The sequence below is a fragment of the Rhizobium altiplani genome (assembly GCF_001542405.1).
GTDB classification, from domain to species: Bacteria; Pseudomonadota; Alphaproteobacteria; order Rhizobiales; family Rhizobiaceae; genus Rhizobium; species Rhizobium altiplani.
This window is the reverse complement of record NZ_LNCD01000072.1, coordinates 1-13131: the sequence shown is the minus strand read 5'-3', so window position 1 is coordinate 13131 and position 13131 is coordinate 1. Positions and strand designations below refer to the sequence as shown.

The following is a 13131-nucleotide window of genomic DNA, read 5'->3' as shown; positions in this document are numbered from 1 at the left end:
GAAAGTTGATCAAAGCTTCGAAAGCGACGCGTGCGGGTCAACATGCCAAGCGACCCGTGCAACGTCCGAACAACACCACGGCAAAATTAGTCAGCACTGCGAGACGGGGTGTCGAGAAAACCGCCGCGACGCAAACGTTAGAAAGGCCGCTAAATGCAACGTTCATCGACTCCCGCGGGTCAGGACCTGGAAGCTATCTCGCGCAACGGCGGAGTGTTCCGCCGCATGGCGTCCCGAATCCCAACATACATGACGGATCTTCGAGAGAACCCCGCTTGGCTGCCGATGTTCCTTTTGGCACGCACCATCCCTTTTCGCAAAGCCCATTGGCTTACCGCCAAACCGGCTGCAATTGTGTCACGCACGCGTGACTCGATGTTCGGTGACCTAAAGGCAGACGCTATCGCGACAGAGCTAAAACGCTCAGGCATTTACCCAGGATTGAAGCTGCCAAATGCGATCATAGAAGGAATTGCTCGTTTTGCTCGTGAGACACCATGCTTCGGCAATTTCGACCGGAAGCTCGAATTTTTGCCGCAAGATCATCAAGAGGCCGAGCGCCTCTTCCGCCGGGCGATACTTAGCGGTCACCACTACGAAAGGGTATTGAAGTGCGATGCCGCCATCGCTGTCCAGCAAGATCCGCTGCTCCTCGAGGTTGCCCGCCACTACCTGGGCGACGGTGCGAAATTGATCACGACGAGGACTTGGTGGAGCTTTCCGACCAGCAGCCCATCAGATGCTGAACTGAGCAGGGCGTCGTTCAAGTTTCATTTTGATTTAGACGACTGGCGAATGCTGAAATTCTTCTTTTATCTTTCTGATGTTGATGAAGAGGCGGGTCCGCATGTTTATGTCCGCGGAAGTCACAACCGCCGACGCCTAAAGCATCAACTGACTCTCCTCGTAGGCCACCCGGCGCACGAAGTGGTGGGTTTCTATGGACAACAAAATGTGATGACCCTTACTGGAGGGGCGGGAACGGGCTTTGTAGAGGACCCATTTGGTTTCCACATGGGCACACCAGCTAAAACCAAGCCGAGACTAATGATGGAGGTAGGCTTCGGGGTTTCGAAGCCCTCAAGGCGGCGCTTCCATGGCGAACCAGTTGTGCGGTAGGAGCACGCCAGTGCTTGTCATGGAGCTCTAGTACAAGCCGACCAAGGACCGGGATGGAACCACGCGCGACGCCACTCATACTGCTGAACATTTTCCGTTAGCAGAGTGGCGCCATTGCCGATGCGATATGCCAAGGGCGTCGAGTTCGCTACCCTCGAATGGTCGATTCGTTCAAACACCGACGGATCTTGGAGCTCTTAATGACCGCGGCCGAAGTCGCGTGAAAAGGCTGCACTTGACCTCAACTGATCACATGCGGGATGTTGTCAAGCGAAGTGAAGATTTGACCCCGCATATTGCCTCACCGGGAGATGTTACCGAACGTAGCAAGCGTCAGGAAGCGGCGAAGCGCTGGAGATCGACAACAACGGGCTCCTCAAGTTTCTGATTCACACCACGTCGATCAACTCGTCTTCCAAGCTCTTCTTGTGCAGCACGCAGGCTGGCAAACAACAGAACGGGGTCGCTATTTTCCAGCATTGCCTGTAGCTGCTTCTTGTCAGCTTCGGCCACGCTAGAACGAGCGGCGGGTGGAGCCGGCGGATGATAGCGCTTGATCACGCGCGCCCCGATCCGCGTCTTATCCTGCAGCTTGAATGACGGCTGGCATAGATTGCCGTAAAGGCGAACAACCGCATAAAGTTGACTAAGGGTAACCGGTGTTCCGTCCCCACGTTGTCCTCGCCGCCCTGATCTGTGATCGCCTATCCATGGACGAGCAATGGGAGTTTCTCCATGGAGAGTACATTGGAGGTTCTCACGACCAGGAAGTCTGGTCGTGAGGTTAACCGGCACTGGCCGGACGAGGTAAAGGCGCAGATCGTTTACGAAAGTCTTCGGCCCGGAGCGATGGTGAATGAGGTTGCCGAGCGACATGGCTTGAAGCCGAACCACCTATCCACGTGGCGGACGATGGCACGGCAAGGCAAGTTGGTTCTGCCTGCACCCGAGGATGCGGTCGAGTTCGCAGCGGTCATCGTCGAACCACCTGTTTCGGAACCGCCGATCAAAAAGACCAGCCGTCCGGAGATCATCGTCGGGTCCGTCACCATTCGACTGGAAGAAGGCGCGTCTGCAGCCCGGATCGCCGCTGTTGCGCGTGCCTGCGCGGTTCCAGCATGATCTTTCCATCGAACCGTGTCCGGATCATGGTGGCGACCAAGCCCGTCGATTTTCGCAAGGGCCACGCTAGCTACGCCCTTCAATTCTCGTGCCGAGCAATGTTTATGTCGCGTGGAGCTGTCCCCTCCTGGCCGCATAGGCTCATTACCGCATCATTCGCAGCACTGATTAGCACTTCATCGATCCTTCGGGCGGGCGTTGGCATGACTTTCGCATAGCCCTTACGGCAGACTGGCGGGAATGATTTAAGGACACTGCTACGATGAATACTGAGGCCCACAAACAAGCACTTAACTGCGCCGGCAGACAAACCGATGGCCGATCCAACATCACGTGGATCGACGACGCGGATCACAGATCGTCGCTCACGTCGGACATCAAGACGGCGGCGTAACGCGCAGCGCGTTTTCCCTTAGCAAAAAAGTCTCTGCAACAGAAACATAGAAAGCGACTGGCACCACATGTCCAGCACGGGCTTTACACCATACGGGTTCTCACTAGTAGTTAAGTTCGGCGGCAGCCTAATGCGCGACATTCCGACATGCAGAGATGCGATAGCTGAGTTGGAGCGGCTCGTCGAGTTCGGGTACCGGATTTTGCTGGTGCCCGGTGGCGGCCTGCCGGATAAGGCGATAGAGGCGGTTGACGCGAGCTATCCGCTAGCGGCGTTCACAAGCCATCACGCCTGCGCCCTCGCTCAGGATCAAACCGGCTATTTGCTGACGGACCGGGCATTCTCGTCAAAACTCGTCGCAACCGCCGCTTTAGGCGAATGCCGCAAGATATCAGCGGCAGGCATGGTCCCAGTTCTGCTTCCCTCGCGTATTCTCTTCGCGATGGATCCAGTGGACTGGAGTTGGGACGTCACCTCGGACGCCGTTGCAACATGGGTCGCTTGGGTAACTGGCGCTGCTTCCGTCGCGTTTCTAACGGATGTTGACGGCGTGTACCGCAGCGGAGGCGCTAGCGAGCCCCCAGAGCTCATAGAGCATATAGATGCTGCTGACCTCGCCCGGCTTGGTCACACCTGCATCGATGCCTGCGCCGCCAAATTTATGGCCGCTCGGGGCCTCACGGGCGTCGTTGTCAACGGGTCGCACGCGAACCTCTTGAGGGACTGGCTAGATGGTAAGCAGGTTAAAGCAACCTGTATCACCGTATCGGGTAATCGGGATTAGAGGCATCATGACAGGCGCGGAAAGCGGGATGACAGCTTCTGTGGGCTTGACGGTTTACGGACCGGAGGTAGCGAGATCAGGGCTCACAGCCTCTCTCGACAATTTCATCCGACTCAAGAGCGGGCTGAAAATTGATGAACGATCCTTTTCCATTCACGGGCGAAACTCAATCGAACAATTTTATCGCCTAACAAAGTCTACATCTGGAGCCCATTGGCCAATCGTGGTCGATCTGTTCGATATGAGGCCGGTTTGCGTCACCATCTGGAAAGGTCACGACGCACTTCATCTTCTCCAGGATCTTAAGGGGAACTCCCATCCCGCGAAGGCAGCGGCCGGAACGGTTCGTAGTTTGTTTTACTGCGATAACGCCGCGAGTAATCTCATCCACGTTAGCGATAGTGCCGAGATAATGGAAGCGGAGTTGGCGATCCTTCGCAGCCGCTCCTCCCGCGAAATGGATACGGTGTGGAGTTCTCTCGATTGCGGTCGCGTGACCCACTCCTCGTTACGCATCCTACTTGAGATCCTCGGTGAACAACTACTCCCGACTCTCTTCAATGGTGACGCTTTAGCGAATGCCCGCTTCTGCGCTAACCGTGCGCAGCTGTTGGCGGCGAGGTCAACACTATTAGGGAGCGTGCAACAGTATCTGGCTGGGCAGTCCGAAGGGCTGGACGAGCTCCTTGAACACGCGGGGATGCTCTCTGGATGGGATCGGCTGATCCTGTCGGCTGGACTGCTTGCAATGCCGGCCTGGCAATATCACCTGGCCCCGCAGCCGCCTATTCATCAGATGGATCACTACGGTCCTTACCGCGTCTAGCCCAGCGGCTCTAAGGAGGACGGAATGGATACCCTCAATGAAGTACGAGCCAAACTGGCCCGCAGTCAGCAACAGTCATTTCCCATTCACATGGAAGAGTTCGGCCTGAACCTAGTCGTGAACGAGGGCGTCTTTCCGCCAGCGGAATTCCAAAGTTGGCGATGGCTTGGTGAAAATTTTCCTCCATTTCAAGGCAAGGCAATCCTAGAGATTGGCTGCGGCTTCGGACTTCCTGGACTTCACCTTGCGAAGAGTGGAGCAAAGTCAATCTTGACATGCGATATAAACCCGGCGGCAGTCGCTAACACGATCGAAAACGCGAGGCGCAATCGTATTAACAACATCCGCGTTGTCCAAAGCGACATCTTCAGTAATATTCAAACCGACCAGCTTTTTGATCTAATTTATTGGAATTATCCATCCTACTATGCCCCGGATCAGTACCAGTTTCGTGATCATCTCGAGCGGGGTGCGGTCGATCCCGGATATCGGTTGCTAGAGCGCTTCCTTTCAGAAGGGCCGTCGCGTTTGAATGGAGCCGGAAGAATCCTTCTCGGCTTCGGGAGCAACGCGAGGGACGATCTTTTCGAGGCTATTGCTAAGAGGAATTCGCTCAGTGCCACCCTTCTTAGATCATCCCCTTCATCCGATGTCGGAGTCACGTATAGGCTCTTCTCTATCCAAAAGACGGCTCCAGCGTTATGATGAACGCTACGACAAGATTGGCCATGTTGGCAATTTCAGGCAACCGTTCCAGTGATAGCTGGATTGCTGGAAGCATGATCCTCGCAGATTTCCTCGATCGTGTCCCGAACGACATCGATATTCATCACGCGAGCGGCAATGCTCTGTCGGACGCGTTCGACAGAGATCTTAGGTCGCTAATCCGAGCAGGCTTTAAAGTGTCGAGCTTCCGTCAGCTTGAAAATGAGCTAGAGGTAAAATTCAAGAAGCTTGGAACCGCGGTTGTATTAAATTGGGTCATCGGATGCGGAGAAACTCCACAACTCGTTGCCGATAGGGAGCTTGGCATGCGCCTAACGTTGGCGGAGGTCCTTGCCTATAAAGTGGCAAGGTTCAAGGAAGACCCTCTAAGCAAGCATGGGGAAGACCTTCGAGCGCTCTTTCCCCTCCGTCGGAAGAAGATCCCAGAATTCATGTCACTAGGCATTCTTGGTAGTAAGCCGGTTGAGCGCGAGCAGGAACCCTCCGAAACTAGCATTTCTCGGCCTGCACGTGAAGAACCGTCAGCCGACGCCAACGTGAAACTACTGCCGGATCGAACATGAGAGGCACAGTGCATCTCGATCCTCTTCTGCTCGATAGGATTCGCGCAGCTATTAGCGCATATCCTCCGGCGCTCGCACGTGTGGCCGCATCAATAATTGAGGATCCAGAATTCGTCATAAATTCATCCATCGACGATTTCGCTCACCATGTAGACAGCGGGTCTGCGTCGATAGTGCGATTTTGCCGCAGATTGGGATACTCCGGCTTCCGCGAGTTCAAAATCGCTCTTAATGGAGAACTAGAAAAAGCGAAGTTTATCGGTTCACGCGGTGAGTGCTCGACAGAGAACCTGTATATCCCTAAGGAGCTCGCTCTTCTGAGCGAGACGCTGCAAAGCGCTGTCGCCGCCTCTGCTCGCTTGATCGATGAGCAACAGGTCATCAAGCTGGCCGGTCGCTTGCGATCTGCGAAGAGGATCGTCGTGCTCGGAGCCGGCGCGTCTTCCGTCTGCGCTGACATCCTCGCGTCCCGCCTTGCCTGGACCGGTCTCCCCATTGTCTGCGCGAGCTCACCTGAACTTGCTCGAACGCTCAATAAGTCTTGCGTCGCCGTCGGACTACTCTGGCCAGAGGCAACGAAAGAATTATGGCAATTCCTTTCATCGGCGAGCACTGCCGGCGCGCACTCCATTGCGATAACAGCCGACGAGGCGTGTCTTGTCGCAAAAACCGCCAATGAGATCATTACCATTGCGTCGGATCCCGCCATACGAAAACCCGGATCCTGCCTCCACATTTCGTCGATCCTCCTCCTGAGTGAATACATCTATCTTTGTCTACAGAGCCAATGAGCGCGTGCACGACACTGCTGCAATCGCGCCCACGCGCCAGGCTGGCTCATTTGTCCAAAAACTGTTGGGTTCCCGACAGACCGATGGCCGAAATCGTTCACTTGGCGGCAATCACCGTCGCACCAAGATACCAGCGCTTGTCTGCAATCGCCGCCAGTTGGCATAGTGTTTGCTTTGCTATGATTAGCAACGCCGAATGACAGACCGACGAGGATGCAGCGTGGCCGCTAGAATGAAAGTACCGTCCGTCGTATTCCACACTCGTGTACGCGATGAAGCTATGGACGGCTCAAATCCCTACCGATGGGAGAAAAAGTCATCTTCGGATTTCTTCGACCATAAGCGGGTATTACTTTTCGCCCTTCCCGGCGCGTTCACGCCAACATGTTCAACGTTTCAAGTCCCGGATTTCGAGAAATTCTATGACCGATTTCGGGAGATAGGCATCGACGAGATCTACTGTTTAGCCGTCAACGATGCCTTCGTGATGAATGCTTGGGGTAAGTCGTTGGGTTTGGAGAAAGTGAAGCTTATCCCAGATGGCTCTGGCGAATTCACCCGCAAGATGGGCATGCTGGTGGCAAAGGATAACATAGGATTTGGCATGCGCTCTTGGCGCTATGCGGCAGTGATCGATGACGGCACTATCGAGCAATTGTTCGAGGAAGAAGGGTGTTCCGACAACTGCGAAGAAGATCCATATGGGGCTTCCTCGCCGCAAAATATCTTCGAGCGGTTGAAGCGGGCCGCCGAAGCTTAATGTAGGAAATAGTCTACCTGCCCTAAGTCAATCAGGAGTCACTCTTAGGATGCAGTATTCAGCAAGCCTCACACAGCGGCAGTCCCAATCGCTGGTTTTCACGCCCCAGCTCATACAGTCGATCCGTCTCCTACAGTTTGCCCATGGTGAGTTACGCCAGTTCATCGAACAGGAACTGGAGAAAAATCCTTTCTTGGAACTTGCGCCCGACAGTGGGTCGTGTCGCCTGCCGCAGGGCAGCGCGGAGCCTGGCTCTCTTGAGAGCCAAGGTGCTATGTCGGCGAGTTCCGACGGATCGACGTCCCAAAGCGAATGGAAATCCACCCGTAGCAGCCCCGACGCATCGGCGGGCAATTCAATGCCGAGCTTTGAGGAGTATGCTGCCGCGCCCGAAACTCTTCACGAAAACGTAGACCGCCAGATCGCCCTTACCCCGTTTAGGTGCGATGAAAGACTGATCGCGCGTGCACTTGCAGATCATCTGGATGATACGGGCTATCTTCATGCCGACCTTCGCGAGATCGCTGCGGTGACCAACTTTCCGGAGAGCGAGCTAGAGCGAATACTCAGAATTTTGCAAGGCTTTGACCCAATCGGCATTTTCGCGAGAGATCTCAGAGAATGCCTTGAGATACAATTGCGTCAGCGAGACAGGTTAGATCCTGCCATGGAAGCGTTGGTTGCAAACCTGCCGCTGCTTGCGCAGCGAAACTTTCGTGCCTTGAAGCATCGTTGCGACGTCGATGAGGAAGATCTCCTGGAGATGCTGCAAGAGATAAGGTCCCTTGATCCCAAACCCGGCAACCGGTACCACTCGGGCGCACCTGAGGCAATCATCGCTGATGTCCGAGTACTGCCATCCCCTGCCGGCGGATGGCAGATCGAGCTCACGCCTGAGCTTTTACCGAGGGTGCTGCTGAACCAGAGTTATTTTGCGGAAGTCTCGCGATCTCGACACAATTCAAGTGAGCAAGCGTTCCTCAGCGAGTGTTTTCAAAGTGCGAACTGGCTTGTTCGCAGTCTAGATCAGCGTGCAAAAACCATCCTCAAGGTGGCGAGCGAAATCGTGCGCCAGCAGGGTGCCTTCTTGGAGCATGGCGTTGCTCACCTTCGCCCGCTAAACCTTAGAACGGTCGCTGAAGCTATTGAGATGCACGAGTCGACTGTTAGCCGTGTGACTGCGAATAAGTACATGCTCACGCCACGCGGTGTGTTCGAGCTGAAATATTTCTTCACATCGTCGATCGCGTCCTCAGAAGGAGGCGAGGCTCATTCTGCGGAGGCCATTCGCCACCGGATCAAGGCGATGATCGCGGCAGAGGATGAGAATAGCGTTCTTTCCGACGACGAAATGGTAGCCGAATTAAGACGCGTCGGAATCGATATCGCACGGCGGACGGTCGCGAAATACCGAGAGACGATGAATATACCCTCTTCCTTTCGCCGACTCCGGGAGTTCAAAACGCGATCCACCGTGTGATCAGGCCTATGCGGGAGGATCAGCTGGGATCATCAGGCTCAAAGCATGCTTCACGGTCCGCGCAGTCGCTGCAGCTTGGGGACTTGCACAAAGCAAAACCCTCTGACTCGCAAAGGGTTCGGTAGAGGTACTTTTTCCACCTCATGTTATCTTTATTGCCAGCAGCAAGGCGGGGGAAATGCGTAGCCATCAATCGATGGAGTTCGCCCCGCTCGGCGAGTCCAAGCTCTTGCCAAAGATGACCGTCTCTCATACAGCGTCTAGCGACTATTTTGGCGAAGCGCACGCTCGCTTGGCTATCGGGGCAGGCATGAGCCAGAAGAATGTCGCGAAGTAGTCCCTCCTCTACGCCGGGCTCCGAGTCCTTTATTTGGTCGATCGCGAGGGAGCCGATCAGCTTTAGAGGAAAGCAGCAGTATACGATGTTTTTGACTTCCTCTCGGGAAAGACCCGTCGCTTCTGTCACGGAAGCCTCTCCCGCTTCGACTTCCTCGAGTGCTCTCGAGAAGATCCTAGCGAGTACATAATCGTCAAAGTCCATCTCCACGTCCATTCTCGGCCAACCCCACGTGTCCGCGAGGCGGAATTTTCTGCGAGAACTGCGCTCTGTGATCGTCCGAACACCCCTGTTTCGAAATCGGGCGGTCACCACCGTATTCTCGCTGCCATCCGACATAGAAATGATACTCCTCAGGGTAAGTCGACCACAAATAGCCGGCTATCGGGAGGCATCAAAAACCGTGCCATTCCGTTCCGCGATCGCCAAACTTTTTGTCGACGCTCCGGCAACAGCCTTGAAATACACAAGACGCAATATCCCCTCACCCGCTTCCCTTGCGACCGCCGCTCCAGTTTCGCGCCTATTTCTCAACGGGGAGCCGGCGAGCAAGGTTGGCACGACAAATGCAGCAAACACAAAGACGAAGAAAGGAAGGACCCATGATCACTCTCACTGATAGCGCTATTGCGGCAATGAAAGCCGCCATTGAACAGAATGTGGAGCCTGCTAAAGGCCTGCGCATCAAAATTGAGGAAGGGGGCTGCGCGGGATTCAAGTATGTGATGGCGGTAGAGACCAGCCGAGCGCCGGGCGACGCCGTTGTGGAGACAGGAGGTTTGTGTTTGTTTATCGACAAAGGCTCGCAAGCATTTGTCAATGGCCTAAGAGTCGACTTCGTAACCACCTTGGAAGATTCCGGTTTCGTATTCCACAACCCGAACGCCACGGCCCCCTGCGACTGTGGCAAGTCATTTGCCTAGCGACCACGGTATCTGAATCTGCACTGTCGCCGGGCGTGCCAGGGTCATCGCGGTCTCCTAGGGCCCGACCAGATAGGGTGGAAGCGACTGCCTGGACACAGCAGGCTGTCGGGCGCCGCCTGGAGATCAGAATCAGTTCGACCAAGTCACGTTCTTTCAGCCGGGGCGTTAAAGAAGCCTCCGCAAGTGGGGCCATCCGCTTCTCCCTTCCGCGGGACAACTCTGATGAGGATATCGACCACGTGGTCGGCGTTTTACCAGAGATTGTGGCGCGTCTCCGGTCCATTGCTTGACACCTTGAGAATAAATTCAGCCTCTAGATGGTGAGGGTAGGCTCCAGCAATCCCACGAGCGAGAAGAATTTTCGCCGGCAGAAGAATACAATCGGAGAAAGCAATGAAAACTAATCCCGATAACAGCAGGCCCATAAGCGTTGTGGAAGTCCTTTCGCAGCTGAGAAATCTTTCGGCAGCGGAAGATTTCTTCGAAACACTCGGTGTCGCATATGAGCGCAGGGTGCTTGAGACGTCCCGTCTGCATATCATGAAGCGCATGGGCCAGTATCTTGCAGACGAGGATCTCGAAGATGCTCCTCAAGAACTTGTCGCCGCGCGCGCGCGCGCCACTCTCAAACGAGCCTACGAAGACTTCGTGACTTCGGCGCCGCTGCACCACCGCGTTTTTAAAGTCTTGCAGGATCATGACCCTCTTTCTGCTACTGAACACAAAATTGGCCGCAATTCCACGTTTGTGCCCTTCGAGAGCGTCCTCAAGCGCTTCGGCGAGGCACCGAGGTCGTAGCGGAACATCCTATTGTCGGAACGCCTACAAGGGTCCCGCCATATCCCACTGGCGTTCAAATCCCATCTAAGTCTTTGTGAGGCGTTTTGGGGTGCTGTCCGAGTTTGGATAGAAATTAGATGACGCGAGTCTGCCACATCCGCTCGTTGAGTCCTATTTGTCAAAGAAGCTTGTAATTTAAGGAATGGCCACTAAATTACATAACGCTGCTTATATACACATACATTGGTTGTATTTAATGCAGCAATCAACCTGAGGAGTAAGAGCGACCGCGTCTCGTGCTCGCATTGATGAAGTTGGTCCTTTGCGAAGATTTTCGAGCGAAACGCCAGAAGCGACGAAGGGCAGCGAGCTCCACGAAGTATCGAGGCTACTCGCTGCCCCTATGCGTCTGGATAGAAGATTGGCCAGTGTCGCTAAGGTGCTTCCATCTCTTCTACCGTTGCGCCGCGGGGCAATCACAGTAAGTGCTGGAAAAGAAGACCCTGCCCTCTCGGTGATGATCGAAACTTCGAACAATGCCGCCGATCGCGGCCTTCCGGAAGGTCTACTTGAGCATATCGTCAAGAGCGCTCGGCCCCTTATCGTAAAAGACATTGGAACGTCAGCGCTATTTCTACATGAACCTTCTAAGGCTCCGCGTGGAGAGACGGCGGCAGTGACGTTCATCGGCTTGCCATTGCAAGCTGAGCAGGAAACGCTAGGAGCACTTTGGATCGATCGCTACCTTCATGATTCAGGCGCAGGTTGCTTTGACGATGACGTGCGTTTTCTGACAATGGTGGCAACTCTCCTCGGTAAGGCAATTAAGTCGGATCGTGAGCTTAGGGGATCGGATCGTCAGGTCGTCGCGGTCGGCTCAAAGCCGGATGAGGCGGTTCGAAAGTCGCAATTGGAGCAGCGAAGCAAGGTTGACTGGATCGTCGGTGACAGCCCAGCGTTAAAGCAGGTCCTCGATATCGCTTCGGCCGCAGCTATGACGAACACCACCGTACTTCTGCGCGGTGAAAGCGGGACCGGAAAGGAATTCTTCGCGAAGGCGATCCATGCGCTTTCTCCACGCGCAAAAAAGCCATTCGTCAAGCTGAATTGCGCCGCGCTGCCGGAAACACTCTTAGAGTCGGAGCTTTTCGGACATGAGAAGGGTGCATTCACAGGAGCTACTGGGCAGCGCGCGGGCCGGTTTGAGCTGGCGAATGGAGGAACCCTGCTACTCGACGAGATTGGAGAAATCTCGGCGGCCTTTCAAGCTAAACTTCTGCGCGTCTTACAGGAGGGTGAGCTAGAGCGCCTTGGCGGAATGAAGACGTTAAAGGTTGATGTCCGTCTTATCTGCGCTACGAACAAAGATCTAGAGATGGCGGTCGCCAGAGGAGAATTCAGGGCAGACTTGTACTACCGAATCAGCGTCGTTCCAATTCTTTTGCCGCCTCTTCGGGCAAGATCGGGTGACATACCGCGCCTCGCGCAAGTATTCCTCGACCGGTTCAACGAGGAGAACGGTCGGAGCATGGAGTTTGCGGCTTCAGCGATCGATCTAATCTCCCGATGCTACTTTCCGGGTAATGTTCGGGAGCTCGAAAATTGCGTCCGGAGGACCGCCACCCTTGCCCGCTCGACAACGATTGTCTCGTGTGACTTTGCGTGCCAAAACGGCCAATGCTTTTCCGCGCGCCTCTGGAGGGGGGATGCAGATCCAAGCACCATTAGAGCAGTCGATGAGCTTGCTAAAGGTGGTCAATCGCCCGAAGGCGCTCACGTCCTTGGCGCAGAGGCTGGACGCGAACCGCGACCAATCGCAGCTCCCGTGAAGATCTGTGATCCCGCTGACCCGTCTTGTCCGGCAACCTCACCTCGTCTAACCGAGCGAGACCGCTTGATCGATGCTATGGAAAGAGCAGGCTGGGTGCAGGCAAAAGCGGCCCGCCTGCTTGGCATCACACCTCGGCAAGTCGGTTACGCCCTCCGCCGGCACCGCGTCGATGTGAAGAAATTCTAGTCACCTGAATCTGAAGTTCGGTTCATTGTCTTCTGGCAAAAGCGTTTGACCGACGCGAGGATCTGGTCGGCGGATTTGACCCACTTGTATGGGGTGGGATTGTCGTTGTGGGTTTCTATGAAAGCGTCGATGTCGGCTTCAAGTTCTGCAGTGGAACGGTGTACGCCGCGCTGCAACTGTTTTCGCGTCAGCTCTGCGAACCATCGCTCGACCTGATTGATCCAGGATGCCGACGTTGGCGTGAAGTGAACGTGCCAGTGTGGGCGGCGCGCGAGCCAGGCCTTGACCCTTGGTGTCTTGTGGGTGGCATAGTTGTCCATCACCAGATGCACGTCCGGCCCATTGGGCATTTCGGCGTCAATCCGCTTCAAAAAGTCGAGGAATTCGGTCGCTCGGTGACGCTTGTAGCAATGACCGATCACGGCGCCAGTCGCGACGTCGAGCGCGGCGAACAGGGAGGTCGTGCCGTTGCGGACATAGGTATGAGTGCGCCGTTCGGCGACGCC

General features: G+C 55.2%; 15 protein-coding genes. 12 read left to right on the top strand and 3 right to left on the bottom strand.

Annotated elements, in window-relative coordinates; genetic code table 11:
* The first annotated feature begins 153 nt into the window (after positions 1-153).
* Entirely contained in the window at positions 154-1119 is a 966-nt protein-coding gene (locus AS026_RS16135) for a phytanoyl-CoA dioxygenase family protein (protein ID WP_007539163.1), read from the top strand.
* Positions 1120-1452: 333 nt separating this feature from the next.
* Here AS026_RS16135 and AS026_RS42730 read toward each other — a convergent pair whose 3' ends face one another.
* A complete protein-coding gene (locus tag AS026_RS42730; RefSeq protein WP_081593635.1) occupies positions 1453-1680 on the bottom strand; it encodes a hypothetical protein in 228 nt (75 codons plus the stop codon).
* A 174-nt stretch (positions 1681-1854) separates the two neighbouring features.
* Between AS026_RS42730 and tnpA the strand changes: the two genes are divergently transcribed.
* The 8 genes from tnpA to rpoN all read left to right on the top strand — a co-directional run bounded on the left by tnpA (position 1855) and on the right by rpoN (position 8565).
* The gene (tnpA, locus tag AS026_RS16125; protein ID WP_007539166.1) at positions 1855-2241 is read left to right on the top strand and encodes an IS66-like element accessory protein TnpA; all 387 of its coding nucleotides are present in this window, start codon (positions 1855-1857) and stop codon (positions 2239-2241) included.
* A gap of 461 nt (positions 2242-2702) precedes the next feature.
* Entirely contained in the window at positions 2703-3419 is a 717-nt protein-coding gene (locus AS026_RS16120) for an amino acid kinase family protein (protein WP_007539168.1), read from the top strand.
* A gap of 7 nt (positions 3420-3426) precedes the next feature.
* On the top strand, positions 3427-4245 hold the full coding sequence (locus AS026_RS16115) for a nucleoside-diphosphate kinase (protein WP_007539170.1): 819 nt from the start codon (positions 3427-3429) through the stop codon (positions 4243-4245).
* A gap of 24 nt (positions 4246-4269) precedes the next feature.
* Positions 4270-4950: a methyltransferase gene (locus tag AS026_RS16110; RefSeq protein WP_007539172.1), complete on the top strand. Its 681-nt coding sequence runs from the start codon at positions 4270-4272 to the stop codon at positions 4948-4950.
* A gap of 23 nt (positions 4951-4973) precedes the next feature.
* Positions 4974-5534: a hypothetical protein gene (locus AS026_RS16105; RefSeq protein WP_007539174.1), complete on the top strand. Its 561-nt coding sequence runs from the start codon at positions 4974-4976 to the stop codon at positions 5532-5534.
* Between the two features lie 8 nt (positions 5535-5542).
* Positions 5543-6325 carry a MurR/RpiR family transcriptional regulator gene (locus tag AS026_RS16100; protein ID WP_100248177.1) on the top strand — a complete coding sequence of 261 codons (783 nt, stop codon included), beginning with the start codon at positions 5543-5545 and terminating at the stop codon, positions 6323-6325.
* Positions 6326-6557: 232 nt separating this feature from the next.
* Positions 6558-7085, top strand: coding sequence for a peroxiredoxin (locus tag AS026_RS16095; RefSeq protein WP_037076030.1), 528 nt, complete (start codon positions 6558-6560; stop codon positions 7083-7085).
* A 49-nt stretch (positions 7086-7134) separates the two neighbouring features.
* Positions 7135-8565, top strand: a complete 1431-nt coding sequence (gene rpoN / locus AS026_RS16090) for an RNA polymerase factor sigma-54 (RefSeq protein WP_007539180.1) — start codon at positions 7135-7137, stop codon at positions 8563-8565.
* Positions 8566-8584: 19 nt separating this feature from the next.
* Here the strand turns inward: rpoN and AS026_RS16085 are convergent, their stop codons facing one another.
* A complete protein-coding gene (locus tag AS026_RS16085) occupies positions 8585-9241 on the bottom strand; it encodes a nitrogen fixation protein NifQ (RefSeq protein WP_007539182.1) in 657 nt (218 codons plus the stop codon).
* 263 nt (positions 9242-9504) lie between these two features.
* Here AS026_RS16085 and AS026_RS16080 point away from each other — a divergent pair, with 263 nt between their 5' ends.
* From AS026_RS16080 to nifA, 3 genes are all read left to right on the top strand, one after another.
* Entirely contained in the window at positions 9505-9825 is a 321-nt protein-coding gene (locus AS026_RS16080; RefSeq protein ID WP_028748905.1) for a HesB/IscA family protein, read from the top strand.
* Positions 9826-10221: 396 nt separating this feature from the next.
* Positions 10222-10626, top strand: a complete 405-nt coding sequence (gene nifW, locus AS026_RS16075; RefSeq protein ID WP_007539184.1) for a nitrogenase stabilizing/protective protein NifW — start codon at positions 10222-10224, stop codon at positions 10624-10626.
* Positions 10627-11011: 385 nt separating this feature from the next.
* On the top strand, positions 11012-12625 hold the full coding sequence (gene nifA / locus AS026_RS16070) for a nif-specific transcriptional activator NifA (protein ID WP_245307527.1): 1614 nt from the start codon (positions 11012-11014) through the stop codon (positions 12623-12625).
* On the opposite strand, the gene AS026_RS16065 is transcribed toward nifA, so the two are convergent.
* On the bottom strand, positions 12622-13131 hold a 510-nt coding region (locus tag AS026_RS16065; protein ID WP_131815275.1), incomplete at its 5' end, for an IS630 family transposase. The two genes, nifA and AS026_RS16065, sit on opposite strands and share 4 nt — an antisense overlap.

Coding starts and splice junctions, on each gene's coding strand:
- AS026_RS16135 (WP_007539163.1), top strand. CDS start 154: ATGCAACGTTCATCGACTCCCGCGGGTCAGGACCTGGAAGCTATCTCG.
- tnpA (WP_007539166.1), top strand. CDS start 1,855: ATGGAGAGTACATTGGAGGTTCTCACGACCAGGAAGTCTGGTCGTGAG.
- AS026_RS16120 (WP_007539168.1), top strand. CDS start 2,703: ATGTCCAGCACGGGCTTTACACCATACGGGTTCTCACTAGTAGTTAAG.
- AS026_RS16115 (WP_007539170.1), top strand. CDS start 3,427: ATGACAGGCGCGGAAAGCGGGATGACAGCTTCTGTGGGCTTGACGGTT.
- AS026_RS16110 (WP_007539172.1), top strand. CDS start 4,270: ATGGATACCCTCAATGAAGTACGAGCCAAACTGGCCCGCAGTCAGCAA.
- AS026_RS16105 (WP_007539174.1), top strand. CDS start 4,974: ATGTTGGCAATTTCAGGCAACCGTTCCAGTGATAGCTGGATTGCTGGA.
- AS026_RS16095 (WP_037076030.1), top strand. CDS start 6,558: ATGAAAGTACCGTCCGTCGTATTCCACACTCGTGTACGCGATGAAGCT.
- rpoN (WP_007539180.1), top strand. CDS start 7,135: ATGCAGTATTCAGCAAGCCTCACACAGCGGCAGTCCCAATCGCTGGTT.
- AS026_RS16085 (WP_007539182.1), bottom strand. CDS start 9,241: ATGTCGGATGGCAGCGAGAATACGGTGGTGACCGCCCGATTTCGAAAC.
- AS026_RS16080 (WP_028748905.1), top strand. CDS start 9,505: ATGATCACTCTCACTGATAGCGCTATTGCGGCAATGAAAGCCGCCATT.
- nifW (WP_007539184.1), top strand. CDS start 10,222: ATGAAAACTAATCCCGATAACAGCAGGCCCATAAGCGTTGTGGAAGTC.
- nifA (WP_245307527.1), top strand. CDS start 11,012: ATGCGTCTGGATAGAAGATTGGCCAGTGTCGCTAAGGTGCTTCCATCT.